Here is an 18,407-nt window from a genome sequence, read left to right as displayed (position 1 = left end):
TTAGTTCATTCTATATATTCGGTTTTACTTGCTGAGGAGGGCTCTAAATGAACGGTAAGATCAAGGTTGCCATTATCGGCAGCGGCAATATAGGGACCGATTTACTAAAAAAAACCGTAAGATCGCCTATTCTGGAGTGTACGCTGTTTGTCGGCAGAAACCTGGAATCACCCGGAATGAAGATAGCAAGAGAATTGGGAGTTCACGTTTCGGACAAGAAAATTGATGCCATGATCGACAATGCTCACATGTACGATATTGTTTTCGATGCAACCTCGGCCTCTGACCATGCAAGGCATGCGGAAATTTTTAAAAGGCTGGGGAAGTTTGTCATCGATATGACGCCGTCCAAAATAGGGGAAATGTGCGTGCCTGCCGTAAACTTAAGCGAATGCCTGGTGCTTGATAACGTCAATATGGTTACTTGCGGTGGACAAGCTTCCTTACCGGTTGCGTACGCGATTGGACAAACCCATCAGCGCGTAGAATATATTGAGGTCGTCTCGAGCATTGCTTCCAAGAGCGCAGGCCCGGCCACGAGATCCAATCTTGACGAATATATTGAAACGACGGAAGAAGCGATCCGTAAGTTCTCCCGGTGTCTCCGTGCCAAAGCTATTATCAATTTAAACCCCGCTGAGCCCTGCATCGACATGCAGACCACCATCTATGCCAAGGTTCAAGAGCCCGATCTGGAGGCACTTACAAAAACGTTGAACAGAACGATTACCAACATGCAATCTTACGTTCCGGGCTATCAATTGGTTCTTCCCCCCACGATCGAAGATGGAAGAATCGTAGTCATGGTTAAAGTGCAAGGGCTTGGAGATTACTTGCCTAAATATGCCGGAAATTTGGATATCATTAACTGCGCAGCCATTGCTGCTGCAGAGGAGTACGCATACAAGACGGCAGGCATTGAGAAAGGGGCGTAAACCATTGTCGACGGTGCTTATCAGCGATCCCACGTTAAGAGACGGTTCTCACGCCGTACGTCATCGGTTAACCAAAGAACAAATGCACAGCTATATGCTCATCGCCGAAGCAGCGGGCATTCCCATTATTGAAGTCGGGCACGGCAACGGACTCGGGGCGTCTTCGCTGCAGCTGGGCGAATCCCTTGTGCCGGATGAAGAAATTTTTAAGCTGGCGTCGGAAACCTTGCACCATACCAAGGTAGGAATCCATGTCATACCGGGCGTAGCCACGATCAATGACCTTAAAGCGGCTTTGGATTTGGGTGTGCACGTTGTCAGGGTTGCATCGCATTGTACCGAGGCGGATATCACAGAGAGGCATATAGCCTACGCTTTGGACAGGCAAAGGGAAGCATACGGCGTCTTGATGATGAGCCACATGGCTTCCGTAGAACTGCTGACACAGGAAGCATTAAAAATGCAATCCTACGGTGCACAAGGAGTTGTCATTATGGATTCGGCCGGCGTCTATTTGCCGAACGACGTTACGGAACGGATTGAAGCCCTGACCGCTGCATTAAATATTCCGGTAGGGTTCCATGCGCACAACAACTTGGGCCTTGCGATAGCCAATTCGGTTGCCGCTTTGCGGGCAGGGGCCACCATATTGGATGCGACGATTCGCGGATTCGGAGCCGGGGCCGGCAATACCCAATTGGAAGTATTGGTCGCCGTGTTAAACAAAATGGGCTATACCACCCATATCGACTTGCCCAAGCTTTTGGAAGGAGCCAATCTTGCGGAGCAATCCATTATCGGTAAAGTGCCCACGATCAATTCCACAAGCGTTGTCAGCGGATTGGCCGGCGTGTTTTCCGGCTTTGCCAAGCCTGTGGAGCAGTTATCCAAAAAATATAATGTAGACCCCCATAAAGTATTTATGGAGTTAGGAAGAAGAAAAGTGATTGCAGGGCAGGAAGATATCATCATTGAGGTGGTCCATGAAATCGCCGAATCCGAAGCAGAAAGGGTTGATAAGATATGTTGACAGAACGCGAGAACATTGTGGTTACCTATCCATTCGAAGGCGTGGAAAGAAGAGTGCTGGCTTATAATGACAAGCTCATGCTTGTAGAACATCTGTTATCGGAAGGATCCACATTTCCACTGCACAGCCATGATCATGAACAAATCTTTTACATTTTGGAAGGGAAAGTAAAGGTTATTTGCGACGGTATGGAATATGAGGTGAAGGCCGGCGGTAGTTTTGTGATCGCGGGGGGGCTGGAGCACAGTGTTTATGCGCTTGAAGATACCGTTTCTTTGGACATCTTCACTCCAGCCCGTGAGGAATATATGTCTTGAGTACAACGAATGAAATGAGCCTTCAACCAAAATAGGACCTGTAAATTAATCAAGGGAGCAATCAGACGATGGATTTGGGACTCAAAGGAAAAGTTGTGCTGGTCACCGGAGGGAGTCAAGGGATCGGCCTTGAATCGGCAGTTACGTTTGCGGCGGAAGGCGCCAAGGTCGCGATTTGCGCACGAAACGAGAAACAATTAGAGGCTGCGGCTGCTCGAATTAAGAGTTATGGCGGCGCAGAAGTGTGTACGTTCCAAGTGGACGTGACGAAACCTGAGGACTGCGAAAAAGTAGTTGCCGATGTGGTGCGGCACTACGGGCGGCTGGACATTCTGGTGAATAACGCAGGAACTGCCGCTGCTAAGCCATTCGAACAGATCGACGACCGGCAGTGGGCGTCCGATTTGGATTTAAAGCTGTTTGCTGCGATCCGTGTGTCGCGGGCTGCCGTTCCGCATCTGCGTCAAGCGGGCGGCGGCTCGATCATTAACGTCACCACTTCCTGGGCCAAGACGCCGCCCGCCTCGTCCATGCCGAGTTCCGTAAGCCGTGCCGCCGGACAGGCTTTGACCAAGGCAATGAGCCGCGACCTGGCCCCCGATCAAATCCGGGTAAACACCGTATGCATCGGTTTGATCCGAAGCGGGCAGCTGGAGGACCGGTGGAAACGGGACAAACCGGATCTGACGTGGGAAGAGTACGCGCGGGAGCCGGAACATGACATCCCGCTCGGCCGGATCGGAAACACGGACGAGGCGGCGAAAGTCATCGTATTCCTCGCATCCGAAGCGGCGTCCTATGTAACCGGAACATCGATTAATATCGATGGCGGTTCGGCCCCTTCTTTGTAAAGAGAAATAAATACCGATAATATGATCATGAGACGGCCAGAAGGGGGATTTGCAGTTATGCGTTACAGTGGGATAGGAGCCACTAACGAGCATGCAAGATTGATCATGGAGAGCTATCAAAGATTGACCGGAAAATCGCTTCTGGGTGAGCCAGCCTCAGACAGCAACCCGTTCGAACAATTATTTAACGCACCCTGTGTGGTGCTTTCCCACGGAACAGAGACCGACCCGGTCCTGAACTTCGGCAATCGGGCGGCGCTGGAGCTATGGGCAATGGATTGGGACAAGTTCACGAGCACGCCGTCAAGACTCACCGCGGAACCGATGGAACGGGAGGCGCGATCGGTTTTTCTAAGAACGGTAGGCGAACAAGGTTATATCGATAACTACACGGGAATCCGCATATCCAGCACAGGCCGGAGGTTTCACATCTTGGAGGCAACCGTATGGAATTTGACGGACGAAACCGGAAAGATTCACGGGCAGGCCGCTGCATTCCGAGAGTTTCGTTACGTTTGAGGATGCGTTTTGATCCAAGGATACGAGACAGACATGCTTTTAAACTAGCGCCCCTCTCGAAATCATAGTTGGGAAAAACGGGTAATTATACGTAAACGCTTCACATGATTTTAGGAGAAGCCAAGCAAAAGGCTGATCTTGAGGCTAAGCTGCAGAAGTAACTTGAGGTATATTTCTCCATAAGCTAAGATAACAATAAATAAGGAGCAGCGGCCAACTGCTCCCCAATACAGCATTTGTGGTGGAATCATCTCCTCAGGTGTAACTGAACAAGAAGTAACCCGTCAGGCCGTCAACCTGTGGCGGGTTACTTCTTTTTTCTGTCGATATACGTCAACGAAGCAACGATGAACGCTGCAACCACGATAATATCGTCAGTAGCAGGGTGGGAAACGGATTCCTTTTATCGTATTTTCCAATTAACAGAAACTGGATTTGAATTCATAAGTATTTTATTGATTGTGACCATTATAGTTGGATTTATTATTGCAGTTTTATTTTTCCGTCATAATCTAGATGGAAAAAAGATCATGCTAATAGGTGGAGAACTTATATTACTTGGATTAGTCTTTAATTTAATTGTAGATTTTAAATTTAGATTTCCAAGCTTAAGCTTCATAGTCATTTTGATAGGTACCATTACTTGTTTAATTGGATTATGCAGAAAAGATTAACATATAAATACAACGACAAGAAGATTCTGCTTGCAACGAATTGAGAGGGAACGATAACTTTGCGAAATGATGCCAGGCAGGCTATTTATATCTGATCGCTGAAATTTTAATTACGTAAAATTCTGTTATGACGTATTTATAAAGGATTATTCCACTTCTCGAGGGTGCACGCGAACGGTTGGTGAAACGGGGACTTGTGATTCATCTTCAAAATAGAGAAGGAGTTGCAAAAGTTATTCTTCATCTAACCTTGTTATTTGTTTATAATCTAAGAGTGAAATAAGGGAAGGTGGGTATATGAAAAAATACATATTAATTATCGTTCTTTTCATTCTCGTAATTGCGGCTATTACTGTACCTGATAAGAAACAGTACACAGAGTGGATAAAGGAAGAAGTTAAAAACCAGAATAATGATCAATTGGTTAATCTGGGTGTTGATCTCCTTGGATCTTCGATTTTTGGTAGTACATCAACGTGTAAAAATTACGTATTTTTAAGTACGTGCAGGACAGATTTAGGACAGGAAGAAAAGGTAAGGGCTATCGGAGCCTTCAATAATTATTTCGGTATCCCCTCTTTCTAGAGAACAAATATAGGGCAGTTGTTTCGAAAATTTCGAAACAGTTGCCCTTTTATTTTATGACCCGTCTTAATTTGTGAGATCAACATACGTTCCCTATGCAAGAGGTATTTAATTACTGCTGAGGAGGGAATTTGTATCAAATTGTCGAATTGATATTTATCACACAAAAAAGGAGTATTGGAGAGATGAAGGACAAATTAAAGGGGTTAGTCATTGGTATTGTAATTGGGTCAATGTTGACGGGAGCAACAGCTTTTGCAGCAAGTGGAACCACAAATATTAAAGTTGCTATTCAAACACTAGGTATTTATGTTGATGGCACTAAAAAGACTTCAGCAGATGCAATTATATATAAGGGGACTACATACGTACCGGCTCGTTCGGTAAGCAAAGCAATTGGTAAAGATATTGGATTGGTAAACGATGGACTTTTTATCGGAAAACAGCCTCAGATTAAGGTTACAGAGACCCAAGCAATCAAGCTCGTTAGAGATAAATACAAAGTACCTAATAATCCGAAGGTTTACGTTGATGTCGACCACTATGAAGGAAATTCTTATGTTGTTCATGTATATGAGGTGGTAATGGAGGAGGATGGAAGCGGAGGACATACGGCAACTTGGGGATGGTATTATGTTGATAAATTTAGCGGTTCAATTACATCAATGTTTTAATAAACGAAAGAGGCTACGGATAGTTGGAGGCCTCTTTTCAATGAATAATTCTTGTTTACTCTAACTCATAAAGTGATCATCTTGTATCTTGTATGAAGATGAATTTATTAAGAGTGGGACACTATAATTGATAGTTTCCCCGGAACGTATACGTATAAATAAAATCCTGGTCCGACTGATATTTATACAAAATCAGGATTTTGTACATATGTCTGTATCTCTGCTTCGTTAGCAACATAAGATCCAATTTGGTTGTACGAATATCACCATTTTAGATCATCTGCCTTTACATAACCTTCAACACCGTTGGTTCCAATAGCTGATACTAAATCGGGCTCGTAACCTACGGCTTCTATGGATGAACGTGATCCGAAGGTTTCACCGTTTCTATTACAGGGTACGTAGTCAAGCTCATCAAATATTTTATTTCTTCTGAAGTTTCAATTGAGCTTTTAGATAGCGTGCTTACAGGGAATGTTTGTACCTCAGACTTATAGCCACCGTAATTTTCATACTTCGTGGGTGTTTTAAACGAGCCTAGACTCTCAGCATAATATTTACCGGCTGTTTTAATCGTTGGTGAGTAAATCCACGTACCTGCTACATTTGAGGAATTGCACATCATGGGATGAAGCTTGGGGAATGTCTGCTACAATTAGTAGCGATCTCTAATTTGCAGATTAAAAGATCCTGCTGGCTATGAGCTGGCAGGATCTTTTTTAGGTTTTTTATGTATAGATCATAGATCCTCGCATCACGTTCTTTTGGAACAACTCCTCAGATACTGCCTACTTACGCTGTTCAATAGATATCAGTACCCCTTTGCTTCTTTATAATGACATCATCCCCAACAATTATTAGATCGTATGTATGAGAAATTACTTCCTATTCCCCCTAAACCATCTTCGAATTTGCAAGTGAAGTAATACCTATTCATGATTTAACCTAGACCCTCCCCCAATTCCCTCCGAAAACATTGCGCAACCAATCAAAAAATGAGACTTGCCTGTAATCCGATATTGTACGCTTGCCTCAACCCTATTTTACATTCCTTGAACCCCCTTTCCCGCTCTTCCCCCACTCATCTTCCCCACCCCCGAAAATATTGCGCACCCCATCAAAAAATGTTGCTTGCCTGAAATCCGGGGCTCGGCATATCATGAGTCCATGCGGAAGCGGGCCTGCAAGTTCCGTCGAGATCATCAGGGAAGGGGAAGATCATGAGAGCCATTCGTCAGCCGAATCAGCGAAAATCTTTTCGAGTGCGTGACAACCTCCAGCTGTACTTAATAATGCTTCCCGTTCTGGTTCACATTTTTATTTTCAGCTACATTCCGATGTACGGGATTCTGATCGCGTTTCAGAATTACTACCCGGGCAAACCCTTTCTATCCCTGCACGGAACGGATTGGGTCGGCTTTCAGCATTTCATCGACTTTTTTAACGGCCCGTATTTCGGGAGATTGATGCGGAACACGTTTTTGCTCAGCTTTTATTTTCTGGTGTTTGGCTTCTGGGTGCCGATCCTGTTTGCCCTGCTGCTGAATGAACTCAAAAGCGGCGTATTTAAAAAATACGTGCAGACGGCAAGCTATTTGCCCCATTTTATTTCGAATGTGGTCGTGGCGGGGATGGTGTTGTCTTTTATCAATACGGACGGCATCGTGAACGCCATCGTCAAGCTGTTCGGCGGCACGCCGGTGGCGCTGAATACGGAGCCGGGGTATTTTCCGGCGATTTATACGATTACGAGCATCTGGAAGTCGTTTGGGTGGAGCAGCATTTTATATTTGGCCGCTATGTCCTCCGTGGACCCGCATCAGTACGAAGCGGCGAAGATGGACGGGGCCAACCGCTTCAAGCAAATGCTCCATATTACGCTGCCGGCCATCCGGCCGACGATTTTTATCCTGTTGATTTTTGCGATCGGCAATTTACTGTCGGCCAATAGCGAGTTTATCTTGCTCATTTATAACCCAATGGTGTACGAGACGGCCGACGTCATCGGCACGTATTTATACCGCGACGGTTTGCTGGGCGGCAATTTCAGCGCAGGAACGGCCGTAGGATTGTTTATCTCGATCATCAATTTCACGCTGCTGTACACAGCCAATACACTCAGCCGTAAATATTCCGATTACGCCTTATGGTAAGGGGGAGTCCCATGGCCGCCAGGGTCAAAAGAAATCCGAACACCATCAAGCAAGGCTCGGTTGTCGTCGACGTCGTGTTGTATGCGCTGGCGCTCGCCCTTTGCTTAATCACGCTGTATCCTTTTTATTTCGTGATCATTATGTCCATCAGCAATCCGACGGAAGTCGCGGCCATGAATGTGTTCTGGTATCCGAAAGGATTGTTCCTCGATTCGTACAAGCTGATCGTCAGCGATACGAAAATGTGGTGGGCTTATTCCAACACGTTGATCTATGTGAGTGCGGGTACGATTTTAAACTGTCTGACAGCCGTGCTCGGTGCCTATCCGCTCACCGTTCGCAATCTGATGGGCAGGAAGTGGGTCGTGTCGTACCTGCTGATCCCGATGTATTTTGGAGGCGGTCTCATTCCGTCCTACCTGCTGGTGAACAAGCTTGGATTGTATAACACGATGTTTGCGGTCATCATTCCGGGGATGGTCAGCATTTGGAATATTATCCTGGTGCGAACGTTTTTTGCCAACATTCCGGATGGGCTGAAGGAGTCGGCTTTTATCGACGGCGCTTCCCATTTGCAGCTGCTGTTCCGGGTCATTATCCCGATATCCAAGCCGATCCTGGCGGTCATCGCCATTTATTCGGTCGTCGGCATCTGGAACAGCTGGTTCGACGCGCTCGTGTATTTGCCGAATGAGAAGCTGCACCCGCTGCAAATGTACCTGTACCGGGTCGTGGTCCAGCAGTCGGTCGATTTAAAGATGCTGTCGATGGAGGATGCGAAAAATGCGGTCGCCAACATGCTCTCAAACATCCAGCTGAAATATGCCATTATCGTCTTTACGACGTTACCCGTCATTTTTACATATCCGTTCTTTCAGAAGTATTTCATCAAGGGAGCGCTGCTGGGTTCATTAAAGGAATAGGCTGGGCCATCCGAAGGGGGAAGAGTTGTATGAAAAAAAGGAAAAAACCGCTTATGTCTGCCATCATCGCCGTTGTTTTAATTGCTTCTGTAACCGCTTGCAGCGGGGGAGACAGCAAACCAGAGGAAGCCGATAGCAATGCCCCAGCCGGGCAGCAGTCCGCCAAGCTGCGGCTTCTCGGGCCGACCGGTTCGAACAAGTTCATCAAATTCGAGGACAGGGAGAAGTACCCGGTCTGGAAGGAAGTCGACAAGCTGCTGACGGATGCGAACCTGCAGCTCGATTACGAGCTCGTTCCGAACGAGCAGTACAACGTCGTCATCAAAACGCGTATGGCGTCCGGCTCCAATCTTCCGGATATCGTCAACATTTCGGCGCTGGACAATACGACGGTGCTCAATCTGGCGAAGCAGGGCGTGCTGCTGGACCTGAATCCGCTGATCGAGAAGTACAGCAACGGCAACATCAAGAAGATGTATGAGCAGGAGTTCCCCTATGCGAAAAAGACGACGACGACGTCGGACGGGAAAATGTACTGGTTCAGCGATCTGCACAAAAAAACGTATCAAGGCACCGATCCGGCTCCGGTCTCCTTAACGATGCTGCTCCGCAAGGACTGGCTTGATAAGCTGAGCCTTCCGGTTCCAACGAGTGCGGAGGAATATTTGCAAACGCTGAAAACGATGCGCGACAAGGACGCCAACGGCAACGGGCAAAAGGATGAGGTGCTCGTCTACGATCCGGGTGCCTTCTCAGGACCGATTGCGCAGTGGTTCGGGCTGGGGACCAGCATTTCTTCCGTGGATGTGGAGAACAAAAAGGTCGTCTCCCCGTGGTACCAGGACGGCATCAAGGATTACTTCCGCTACCTGCAGCAGCTGGTGAAGGAAGGCGTGCTCGACACAAGCCTGATCGGGGCGACAGGGGAGCAGAAGCAGCAGAAGATGACGGAAAACCAGGTTGCTTCCACAGGGGATTACAACCTGGAGACGTATCTGGAGCCGACGATCAAGGGGGGCGGGGAATATCTACCACTTATGCCGCTTCAAGCGGTAGACGGCATTGCCCCAGCAGCCCAAATTGAGCCGCCGTTTCTGGTGTGGCAGAAATACGCGATTACGAAAGACAGCAAAAACGTAGAAGCGGCGATCAAGTATTTTGACACGATCTATTCGGATAAGTACGCCGAACTTCTGTATTGGGGCATCGAAGGACAAACCTATAAAAAGGATGAGAGCGGCGCGAATGTATTCATCAACAACGCCTCGGACGAAGAACTGGCCAAAACGGGCCAGGTTCCCGGACTCCGGCTGTTCGGCGATACGGTGTTCCCGCGGGTTCAGTTCGCCAACCTCGAATTTGAGCTGTCCGGCGTACCTAAATACAAAGCCGAGAACGAGCTCAATATTCTGAAATACAAGCCGTATTTCGTCAATATGAATGACAACTATTTGGCGATTCCCGACGATCAGCAGCTGGAAGCGAAAACGAAGATTTTGACCAATCTGAACACGTACTCCACGGAGCTTGCGACCAAGCTGGCTTTGGGGCAGAAATCGCTCGACAACTGGGATCAATATATGGCCGATCTGAAAAAGCTGGGGCTGGACCAGCTGCTGGAAATCGACCAGCAATTGCTCGACAGATACAACAGCATCCAGTAACGTTGACTGTAACCGTATGACTTTGGAAAATGGCAGGCTCTAATTCGCTTTGGAGGCTCTGCTGTTTTCCTGTTTTTGCTTATCTAGTGGGGGAGGGGTATTTGTGCGCAATGGCAGCTTCGGAAGCGGCACGTTTCGTAAAATTTTGTTGTCTTATACCGCGATTTTGATCATCCCGATTATCGTGTTCAGCGCATTAAACGTGCAACGGAACATCGTCGAGGAGAAACGCCGGCAGCATGAGGCACATGCTTTGGACGCCAAGCGGATCGCCGATCTGGTCGACAATAAACTGAATGAGCTCAAAACCTTGGGCAAAACGTTGAGCAACGAATCCTGGGTGAAGAAGCTGATGCAGGATACGAACGTTTACGATCAGGAATTCGATATCACCAAGATGCTGGATATTCGCACCAGTCTCGGCAATAGCGTGAGTTCGCAGGGGATTCTCTCTTTTGGCATGGTGGTGTTTCCGGAGCAGCAGAAGGCGATGACTTCGTGGGGGATGTTCCCGCTGAAGGAATTTTTCCAGTCGATTGTCGCATTCGACGAAGCTGCCGAGCAGCAGCTGCAGAGCTCCTTTGCGCAGCAGCAGTATTTTACCATCTTGCCGCCGGCCAGCATGAAGCTGTGGGGCAGCGATAAGCGCGTGATCCCCGTGCTGCAAAGCCTGGAGGTGGTGAATCATCCGCGAGCGGTTTTGGTATTGTTTGTTGATAGCGCTTACTTTTCAGAGTATATGCACCGGTTTGGAGGGATTGAATCGCAGGAGATCGTCATGACGTCCCGGGATGCGCTGATTTACAGCCAAGTCCGAAATGATCCGGCAGCCCGCAGCGGAGCGGCTTCCTACCCCATTCATTTGTCTTCAGAGGCCAGTGATGTGCAGTATGCGATCTCCTACACGGACAGCAGCGTCATCGGTATCGGCAATTTGTTCAGCTCGCTGGCAGCCATCCTGATTTCCATCGTTATTGGCGCGTGTATGGCTTATCTGCTGGCCAAAATCAGTTACCGTCCTCTCGGAGCTCTACTGAGTAAGCTGAGCGCCGCGGCGCGGGTCGAGGATGTCCGAAACGGCAAAGTGACGGGTTCTGAATACAATTTTATCGAAAAATCGTTCGACCGTCTGCTGCATGAAAACCGCAAGCTTCAGCAGTCGATGCAGGATTACGAAAACGCCGCCAAGTCGAATTTGTATCTTCGTCTGCTCAAGGGATATTTTATGGACGATCAGCAGAAGAACGAGCTGGGGAAACTGGGGATCGCTTATACCGAGGACATGTATTACTGCACGATGCTTGTCAGCTTCCACGCTATTCGCGATTTTTCCGACTTTGAGAAAATCCGGAAGATCGAAATGCTGATGATGGTGATCGTGGAAAAAGCGATGAGCCGTTACGGGCTGGACTATGCGCTGTTCGAGGTCACGAATGCGGATAAGGCAATGATCGTGTCCTCCGGGCAGCCGTTTGGAGACGATGATATGCTGGAACGGATTGCTGCTGAGATAGCCGGGGAAATCGAGCGGCTGAGCGGATTTCATCCGGATATTTTATACGGAGGGGTTGAGCAAGGGCTGGTCGGCATCAGCAAATCGTATTACACGGCCAATGAAAGACTGCGCTACACCATATTCTCGCGTGAGCATTTTCAGGTGCTGCAGGAGGAGACGATGCAGGCCGGTGTCGATTATTATTATCCGACGGATTGGGAAGTACAGTTGATCAATAACCTCAAGATCGGGAACCTGGATACGTCCCTGCAAATTCTGCATGAGATCCATGCCGAGAACGACAAGCGTGAGCTGGCCGAGGCCAGTGTGAGCCGGCTGCTCTCCCTGCTGATGGAGACGATGCTGCGGGTGCTGCATGAGCTGAACCTCGATACGGATATCTACACGAAGCAGTTTTGCAGCCGGGCCAAAGCGGCGAACATCGAAGAAATGTGGAGCTATATGTTTGAAGTCGGTACGCTCATTTGCGAGCGAAAACGGTATGCCAACACGTCTTCGGCGGTGTCAGCCGGCAGCGAGCTGCTGCAATATGTGAACGACAACTATTCGAGCGCAGATATCTCGTTAAAGCAGTTGGCGGAGATGTACCATATGTCCCTATCGAAGGTGTCTAAAATATTCAAAGAGGTGACCGGCATCAACTTCTATGATTATGTATGCCGTCTGCGCATGGAGAAGGCGAAGGAGCTGCTGCGGGAGCGAAGCTGCGGCATCGATCACGTCGCGCGCACGGTGGGCTACGAGAATGTGTATTCCTTCAAACGCGCCTTTGCGCGGTATGAAGGCATCAAGCCTGACGAGTATGTGGAGTCGGCGGAATGCCGGTGAGTTAAAATAAAGAGACCATAGCTCATTATTATGGTCTCTGGTCTCTTTATCGTTCCACTCACTTCAACGGTCCGTTTACGACCTGCCGCTGAACCGTTTGATCGCTTCCTCCGTCACCGGCGTGAAGAGGTTAATCAGGTTGCCGTCGGGATCCCGAAACAGCACAGCACGGTTCCCCCACGGCATTGTGGTTGGTTCCTTGACCCACTCGCTGACAAACGGCTTCAAGCGCTCGTATTCGGCGTCGACATCGTCGACACGGAACTCGAGGATGACTGTGTGATTGTCGGCAGCCACTGCGGAACCAGCACCGAACAGCTGCACCGTCTGGGAGTGGCCGATCGCCAGGGTGCACGATGACCCAACGATTTCGGCGAAGACGGGCGCGGGGCGTTCCGCCGATACACCCATAACTTTCTCATAAAACTCGACAAGACGATCCAAGTCGTCGGTAATGATGCGTACAGAAGCAAAATTCATGAAAAACCATCCTTCCTATAATCAATGATACAGTACCGTATAATATCATTTTGGGTCATAATACTTCGTATTGATCTCCCATTCCTTACGGTTACATACTCCGAGTATAAAAAAACGCTACTGACAACAGTATGTCAGTAGCGTTTTAACATTCGATTATGAACTAACGGGCAGTTATGTTCATTGAGCCGATGGGGCTTTTATTCCATGAACGAGCGCTCGTTCGTGATATCGTATTTTAGAATGTCCATTTTCATTCTGTTTCCCCATTTATTTAAAAACGGTTTTGACTCATGTCTTTCAACATGGGCCGACAGCGATTCTTGATCTTGCCACCGCTGGACCGTCAGCATGCGTCCGGCGCGCGCATCTTCCGTAGTAAAGGCATAAAAGAGACATCCCTTTTCAGCTCTCGTGCTGGAAACGACGGACTGAACGTCTGCAGTAAACTCATTCACATCAGACGGATTTAGGTGAACGTAACCCATGAGTATAATCATGGTTACACGACCGTGAGCACAATCTTGCCTTGAATGTGCCCACCGGCTGCACGTTCATGCGCCTTGCGAGAATCGGCAAGTGGAAACGTGCTGTCGATAGCGACGCGAACCGTCCCGGCATCAAGCAAGCGCCCTAATTCCGCCAGCTGCGGGCCGTTTGAGCGCACTTGGGTCATCGATACCGTTACACCCAGCTTCGCGGCCTCCTCGGCATCGGAGAAGCCTAGGAACACTGGGAACAAAGCGCCGCCACGCTTGAGCGTACGCAAGAAACGACCGGTGGTTGGACCGCCGAGGGTATCAAGGACGAGATCCATGTCATGCACGACGTCCTCGGGAAGGCTCTTGGTGTAGTCGATGAATTCGTCGGCACCGAGCTCACGCAGGAACGACTCATGCGACCCCGATGCCACCGCGATGACGTGCGCACCCTTCCATTTGGCCAGTTGTACCGCGAAGTGCCCCACGCCGCCTGCAGCACCATTGACGAGCACCGTCTTGCCTCCCAGCGGCACCGGGCGATGCATCTCCGGTTGAAGCGGGTTCGGTTCATTGTGCCCCAGATCGATCAGAAACTGCCACGCGGTGAGGCCAGCCATCGGCGCCCCAGCAGCGTGCACGTGATCGATGCCAGCCGGCTTGAGTGCAAGGTCCGACGCTGGCGCGGCGACGTACTCAGCATAAGCGGCGCTCTCCCCAAAGCTAGGAAAACGAACCATGCCGAAAACTTCATCACCGACGGAGAAATCCTTCACATCCGTGGCTACCGCCTCGACAACGCCCGACACGTCCGACCCCAGAATGATGGGAAAGGGCACAGACGGCCGCCACTCAGGAGGAAGCGACTTATACCCGTCACGCAGGTACCAGTCGGGGGGATTTATGCCAACCGCGTGAACGCGCACAAGCACCTCACCTGGCTTCAGCTCGGGAAGCGGCGCCTCCTCGTAACGCAGCACCTCAGGGCCGCCGAATTCATGCAAACGAATCGCCTTCATTGTATCTATAGACATCATGCTTTCTCCTTTCATGTAGATGAGTTATACTTACCAGAGCAGTGCTCCGTATAATCGGATCACTGTTCCGTTTAGATTATAAGGAGCACTGCTCCGATTGTCAAGGAGGAATTCTATGCGAGCCGATGCAATGAAAAACTATGAGCATATACTCGAAGTCGCGAACGTCGTTGTAACCGAGCACGGTGTCGATGCATCGCTGCGCGACATCGCTCGCAGAGCTGGTGTTGGGCTAGGCACACTGTATCGTCATTTCCCGACGAGAGAGGCGCTGCTCGAAGCTTTGCTCCGCTCAAGCTTCGACGAGTTTACGACAAAGGCACGTGAGCTCGAAACTGCGAGTTCACCCGATGAGGCACTCGTATCGTGGCTGCGCGACGTCGTTACATTTACAGGCAACTATCAAGGTGTTGTGGACGTGATGATGGCAGCCAAGGAGGACCCGGAGTCCGCACTCCACGCTTCGTGTGTCACAATGCGCACGGCAGGCACGCGACTTCTCGCTCGTGCTCAGGCCGAGGGTCTGGCGCGTACCGACATGGATGGGGATGACCTGTTCTCGCTAGCTGCTGCGCTTGCGTGGCTTAGCAACCAGCCCTCGTCAGCGCCACGGGCTGAGCATCTCTTCCGTATTATCGCGAGCGCGATCTTGACGGATCGATCGAGCAGCAACTTCCGGGCGCAGCTAAATTAGTGCTACCCTAATAGGGGACTGTAGCTCAATGTTCTTGTGCTTTGCTTAAAAAAGATGGAGCTCACGGGAAACAATAGCTCCATCATGACACGACGGCAGCCGGTCAATCGGCTGCCGTCGTTGCGTTAACCTACGCGATCCAATACCGCAATATTGCCAAAGACTAAACTGCAAGACGGCAGGCCGCCGAAGTCCGGAAAAGAAAGCCGGAGCGGTGGCCTGCCGTTTTGATCTATTAGCTTGCCATTAAGATAACGGGCAGGATGGTTTAATTTACCATCCTTCGTTAAATTAAATATGTATTCGGTCAGGCCAAGACTGTGTACATTAGCAATCCATGAGAAACCGGACATGCTGTTGGATGATAAAATGCAGACATAAAGGAGGCTGCATATGGAACGTTTAATCTTGATGATGAATGTGCGAGAAAACCAGGGAGGAGAGTCAGTCGCATGGCAAAGATCGTTTTCGCATTGAACCAGTCTCTGGACGGATTCGTCGACCACGACCACCCGGCATTTCAGCCCGACCCCGTGCTATTCCGTCATTTCATCGACGACGTGCGCGGCCTGGCGGGCATCCTGTACGGGCGCCGCATGTACGAGACCATGCGGTATTGGGACGAAGACTATTTGGAATGGGATGCGCCGGAACGGGAATACGCAGCGGCGTGGCAAAGCAAACCGAAATGGGTGGTGTCGAAGACGTTAAAGTCCGTCGGTCCGAACGCTTCTCTGATCGAGGGCGACCTCGCAGCGGCCATACGTGGGCTGAAGGCTCAGCATGAAGGGGAGATTGAAGTTGCCGGGCCGGAGTTGGCCCACAGTCTAACGGAGCTCGGTCTCGTTGATGAGTATCGACTCTATCTCCATCCAGTCGTGCTGGGTCACGGCAAGTCGTTCTTCGCTGGTCCGCGGCCGCCGCTGCGCCTCGTGGCGAGCGATCGAATTGGCGAGAAGGTGATCAGGTTGACCTACGTTCCAGCTTAGTTGTGTGGTTGACTCAGCGGCCTAAAGGGCACGTTACTTTCATAGGGATTCTCCGGCTGTAGCGGCAGTCAGAGGATCCCTTATTTCGAGGAATGGAGAAAGCCAAGAGGGTGGACATCACCTTCTTGGCTTTTGTGGTGTAGTGGCGGTAGAGGGGACTCTAAACTAAGGGTTACAGATCGATTTTCCAGTTGCCCATCATTTTGGCGACTTCCGGATCGCGGTAGGATAAGAAAAGACTTTCTCTCGTATCGAGGGTGGAAATTTGTTCGATATCGTCCGCGCTTAACTCAAAATCGAAAATGTTGAAGTTTTCGACGATACGTTCTTTTTTCACCGATTTGGGAATGACAACAACTTCACGCTGAACAAGCCAGCGCAGCACGACCTGGGCGACGGACTTGTTGTATTTTTCCGCGATCGAGGTCAGCACTTCGTTGCTAAACAGATTGTTGCGTCCTTCAGCGAACGGTGACCATGACTGGTGCTGTACTCCCTGTTCTTTCATAAAAGCGGCGCTCTCGATCTGGTGGTAGAACGGGTGCGTTTCAATCTGGTTGACGGCGGGCACGATTTCGTTATGCACGATAAGGTCCATCAGACGGTCGGGCAGGAAGTTGCTGACCCCAATCGCCTTGATTTTGCCTTCGCGGTACAGGTCCTCCATCGCGCGCCAAGCGCCGTAGTAATCGCCAAACGGCTGGTGAATCAGGTACAGATCGAGATAGTCAAGCTGGAGCTTCTTCAGGGACTTGGCAAAAGACAGTTTGGCGCTCTCGTAGCCGGCATCCTGAACCCAAAGCTTGGTCGTGATGAACAGCTCCTCACGCGGTATGCCGCTGCGCTTAATCGCGCGTCCGACGGCTTCCTCATTCAGATAACCGGAGGCAGTGTCGATCAGGCGGTAACCGGCCATCAGCGCTTCATATACCACATTCTCGCATTCTTCTGCATCGGGAATTTGGTAGACACCGAAGCCGATGATCGGCATTTGTACTCCGTTATTTAAAGTCACAGTTTGCATTGTAATTCCTCCCATGGTTTAAGTATAAAACGGCAAACGGCCGCGAATCCCTGGAATCGGGCACCTCAGCGGGGCTTCCGCTTACGGCCGGTTTGCTTTACAATAAGCCTACTACCTTCGTGTAACACGAAGGCAAGCCTCTATCAAAAATTTATTTTCCGAGGGGGATTACGATGCATACGGTCAAAGAAGCCGCCTTGATCACGGGACTTACCGAGCACGCCGTGCGCTTTTATACGGATAAAGGCCTGGTGCCGAGCGTACAGCGCGATAAAAACAACATTCGGATGTTCGACGAAGAATCGATCAACTGGCTGCTTGGCGTCAAATGCCTTAAGCAATCCGGGATGCCGATTGAAGTCATCAAAACGTACATCGATCTCTGTCTCGAAGGAGACTCGTCTATTCCGCAGCGGTACAAACTCATCATGGAGCATAAAGAAGCCGCGCGTGTTAAGCTCGAAGAAGCCCAGCGGCACATTGCCCATTTAGAACAAAAAACGGAACTCTATCAGGCCATTCTGGAGCACCGCTCTCCAGACACGACCAATCCGGGCAACTGGGACAACATTCAGCATATGCATGGCGACGTATTCTACTCGCCTTCGGTTCGGAAGGCGTAAGAGATATTCTTGAGCTGGTCAAAGGCGTTAGTCGAGGGGCAGAAAATGGGTAGTTCTACAGATCAACCATAAAGTTTGGAGGTTTAATTCGGAAATGGAATACATTCTAATCATCATATCTCTCCTGATCATCATAAATTTATGGGCTAAGGTGAGTAAATTAGAAGGTCGCATAAAAGGAATGCAATATACGATAAATCAGTTAACCCATCAATCGGGACTGCCTGAACATCCAATAAATGATGAACTTCGCCAGTTGATAAAAGAGGGTGAAGACGTAAAAGCCATTAAAAAAGCAAGAGAAACTTTAGGCCTTTCCCTGCTAGAAGGAAAAGAATATATTGATAAGTTGAAATCTGAAACCAGATAATGCTTAAAAAATGGATAAAGCCAAGAAGGGAGTTTGACCTTT

The 18,407-nt window shown here is 49.4% G+C and carries 20 protein-coding genes; 16 read left to right on the top strand and 4 right to left on the bottom strand.

Going from position 1 to position 18,407, the window contains the following annotated elements:
- Positions 1–47: 47 nt before the first annotated feature.
- From GCU45_RS11955 to GCU45_RS11900, 12 genes are all read left to right on the top strand, one after another.
- Entirely contained in the window at positions 48–935 is an 888-nt protein-coding gene (locus tag GCU45_RS11955) for an acetaldehyde dehydrogenase (acetylating) (protein ID WP_152399104.1), read from the top strand.
- A gap of 13 nt (positions 936–948) precedes the next feature.
- On the top strand, positions 949–1,965 hold the full coding sequence (dmpG, locus tag GCU45_RS11950) for a 4-hydroxy-2-oxovalerate aldolase (protein WP_244364616.1): 1,017 nt from the start codon (positions 949–951) through the stop codon (positions 1,963–1,965).
- The gene (locus GCU45_RS11945; protein ID WP_152399102.1) at positions 1,959–2,282 is read left to right on the top strand and encodes a cupin domain-containing protein; all 324 of its coding nucleotides are present in this window, start codon (positions 1,959–1,961) and stop codon (positions 2,280–2,282) included. Before dmpG ends, GCU45_RS11945 begins: the two co-directional genes overlap by 7 nt.
- A gap of 68 nt (positions 2,283–2,350) precedes the next feature.
- Positions 2,351–3,133: an SDR family NAD(P)-dependent oxidoreductase gene (locus GCU45_RS11940; protein ID WP_152399101.1), complete on the top strand. Its 783-nt coding sequence runs from the start codon at positions 2,351–2,353 to the stop codon at positions 3,131–3,133.
- Between the two features lie 57 nt (positions 3,134–3,190).
- Entirely contained in the window at positions 3,191–3,652 is a 462-nt protein-coding gene (locus GCU45_RS11935) for an MEKHLA domain-containing protein (protein ID WP_152399100.1), read from the top strand.
- A gap of 347 nt (positions 3,653–3,999) precedes the next feature.
- A complete protein-coding gene (locus GCU45_RS11930) occupies positions 4,000–4,326 on the top strand; it encodes a hypothetical protein (protein WP_152399099.1) in 327 nt (108 codons plus the stop codon).
- A gap of 297 nt (positions 4,327–4,623) precedes the next feature.
- Entirely contained in the window at positions 4,624–4,911 is a 288-nt protein-coding gene (locus tag GCU45_RS11925) for a hypothetical protein (RefSeq protein WP_152399098.1), read from the top strand.
- A gap of 185 nt (positions 4,912–5,096) precedes the next feature.
- On the top strand, positions 5,097–5,585 hold the full coding sequence (locus GCU45_RS11920; protein ID WP_152399097.1) for a stalk domain-containing protein: 489 nt from the start codon (positions 5,097–5,099) through the stop codon (positions 5,583–5,585).
- A gap of 1,220 nt (positions 5,586–6,805) precedes the next feature.
- Positions 6,806–7,738, top strand: coding sequence for an ABC transporter permease (locus GCU45_RS11915; protein WP_076176627.1), 933 nt, complete (start codon positions 6,806–6,808; stop codon positions 7,736–7,738).
- An 11-nt stretch (positions 7,739–7,749) separates the two neighbouring features.
- Positions 7,750–8,661: a carbohydrate ABC transporter permease gene (locus GCU45_RS11910; RefSeq protein ID WP_152399096.1), complete on the top strand. Its 912-nt coding sequence runs from the start codon at positions 7,750–7,752 to the stop codon at positions 8,659–8,661.
- Positions 8,662–8,690: 29 nt separating this feature from the next.
- Positions 8,691–10,325 (top strand): extracellular solute-binding protein, encoded by a 1,635-nt coding sequence (locus GCU45_RS11905; protein ID WP_152399095.1) that lies wholly within the window; start codon positions 8,691–8,693, stop codon positions 10,323–10,325.
- Positions 10,326–10,428: 103 nt separating this feature from the next.
- Complete coding sequence (locus tag GCU45_RS11900; protein WP_152399094.1) at positions 10,429–12,669, top strand: helix-turn-helix transcriptional regulator; 2,241 nt, start codon at positions 10,429–10,431, stop codon at positions 12,667–12,669.
- A gap of 75 nt (positions 12,670–12,744) precedes the next feature.
- Here GCU45_RS11900 and GCU45_RS11895 read toward each other — a convergent pair whose 3' ends face one another.
- The 3 genes from GCU45_RS11895 to GCU45_RS11885 all read right to left on the bottom strand — a co-directional run bounded on the left by GCU45_RS11895 (position 12,745) and on the right by GCU45_RS11885 (position 14,665).
- A complete protein-coding gene (locus GCU45_RS11895) occupies positions 12,745–13,149 on the bottom strand; it encodes a VOC family protein (RefSeq protein ID WP_152399093.1) in 405 nt (134 codons plus the stop codon).
- A gap of 200 nt (positions 13,150–13,349) precedes the next feature.
- A complete protein-coding gene (locus GCU45_RS34545; RefSeq protein WP_425281292.1) occupies positions 13,350–13,637 on the bottom strand; it encodes a putative quinol monooxygenase in 288 nt (95 codons plus the stop codon).
- A 14-nt stretch (positions 13,638–13,651) separates the two neighbouring features.
- Positions 13,652–14,665, bottom strand: coding sequence for an NADP-dependent oxidoreductase (locus GCU45_RS11885; protein WP_208837116.1), 1,014 nt, complete (start codon positions 14,663–14,665; stop codon positions 13,652–13,654).
- A gap of 115 nt (positions 14,666–14,780) precedes the next feature.
- Here GCU45_RS11885 and GCU45_RS11880 point away from each other — a divergent pair, with 115 nt between their 5' ends.
- Entirely contained in the window at positions 14,781–15,359 is a 579-nt protein-coding gene (locus GCU45_RS11880) for a TetR/AcrR family transcriptional regulator (RefSeq protein WP_152399091.1), read from the top strand.
- A 452-nt stretch (positions 15,360–15,811) separates the two neighbouring features.
- Positions 15,812–16,348, top strand: a complete 537-nt coding sequence (locus GCU45_RS11875) for a dihydrofolate reductase family protein (protein ID WP_152399090.1) — start codon at positions 15,812–15,814, stop codon at positions 16,346–16,348.
- 172 nt (positions 16,349–16,520) lie between these two features.
- On the opposite strand, the gene GCU45_RS11870 is transcribed toward GCU45_RS11875, so the two are convergent.
- The gene (locus GCU45_RS11870) at positions 16,521–17,372 is read right to left on the bottom strand and encodes an aldo/keto reductase (RefSeq protein WP_152399089.1); all 852 of its coding nucleotides are present in this window, start codon (positions 17,370–17,372) and stop codon (positions 16,521–16,523) included.
- Between the two features lie 173 nt (positions 17,373–17,545).
- Here GCU45_RS11870 and GCU45_RS11865 point away from each other — a divergent pair, with 173 nt between their 5' ends.
- Entirely contained in the window at positions 17,546–17,995 is a 450-nt protein-coding gene (locus GCU45_RS11865) for a MerR family transcriptional regulator (protein ID WP_076173961.1), read from the top strand.
- Positions 17,996–18,089: 94 nt separating this feature from the next.
- Positions 18,090–18,365, top strand: coding sequence for a hypothetical protein (locus tag GCU45_RS11860; RefSeq protein ID WP_152399088.1), 276 nt, complete (start codon positions 18,090–18,092; stop codon positions 18,363–18,365).
- The last annotated feature ends 42 nt before the right edge of the window (positions 18,366–18,407 follow it).

Origin of the sequence: Paenibacillus cellulositrophicus (assembly GCF_009363095.1) — a bacterium.
GTDB lineage: Bacteria > Bacillota > Bacilli > Paenibacillales > Paenibacillaceae > Paenibacillus_AQ > Paenibacillus_AQ favisporus.
The sequence above is the reverse complement of the archived record's forward strand: the minus strand, read 5'-3'. Positions and strand labels throughout refer to the sequence as shown.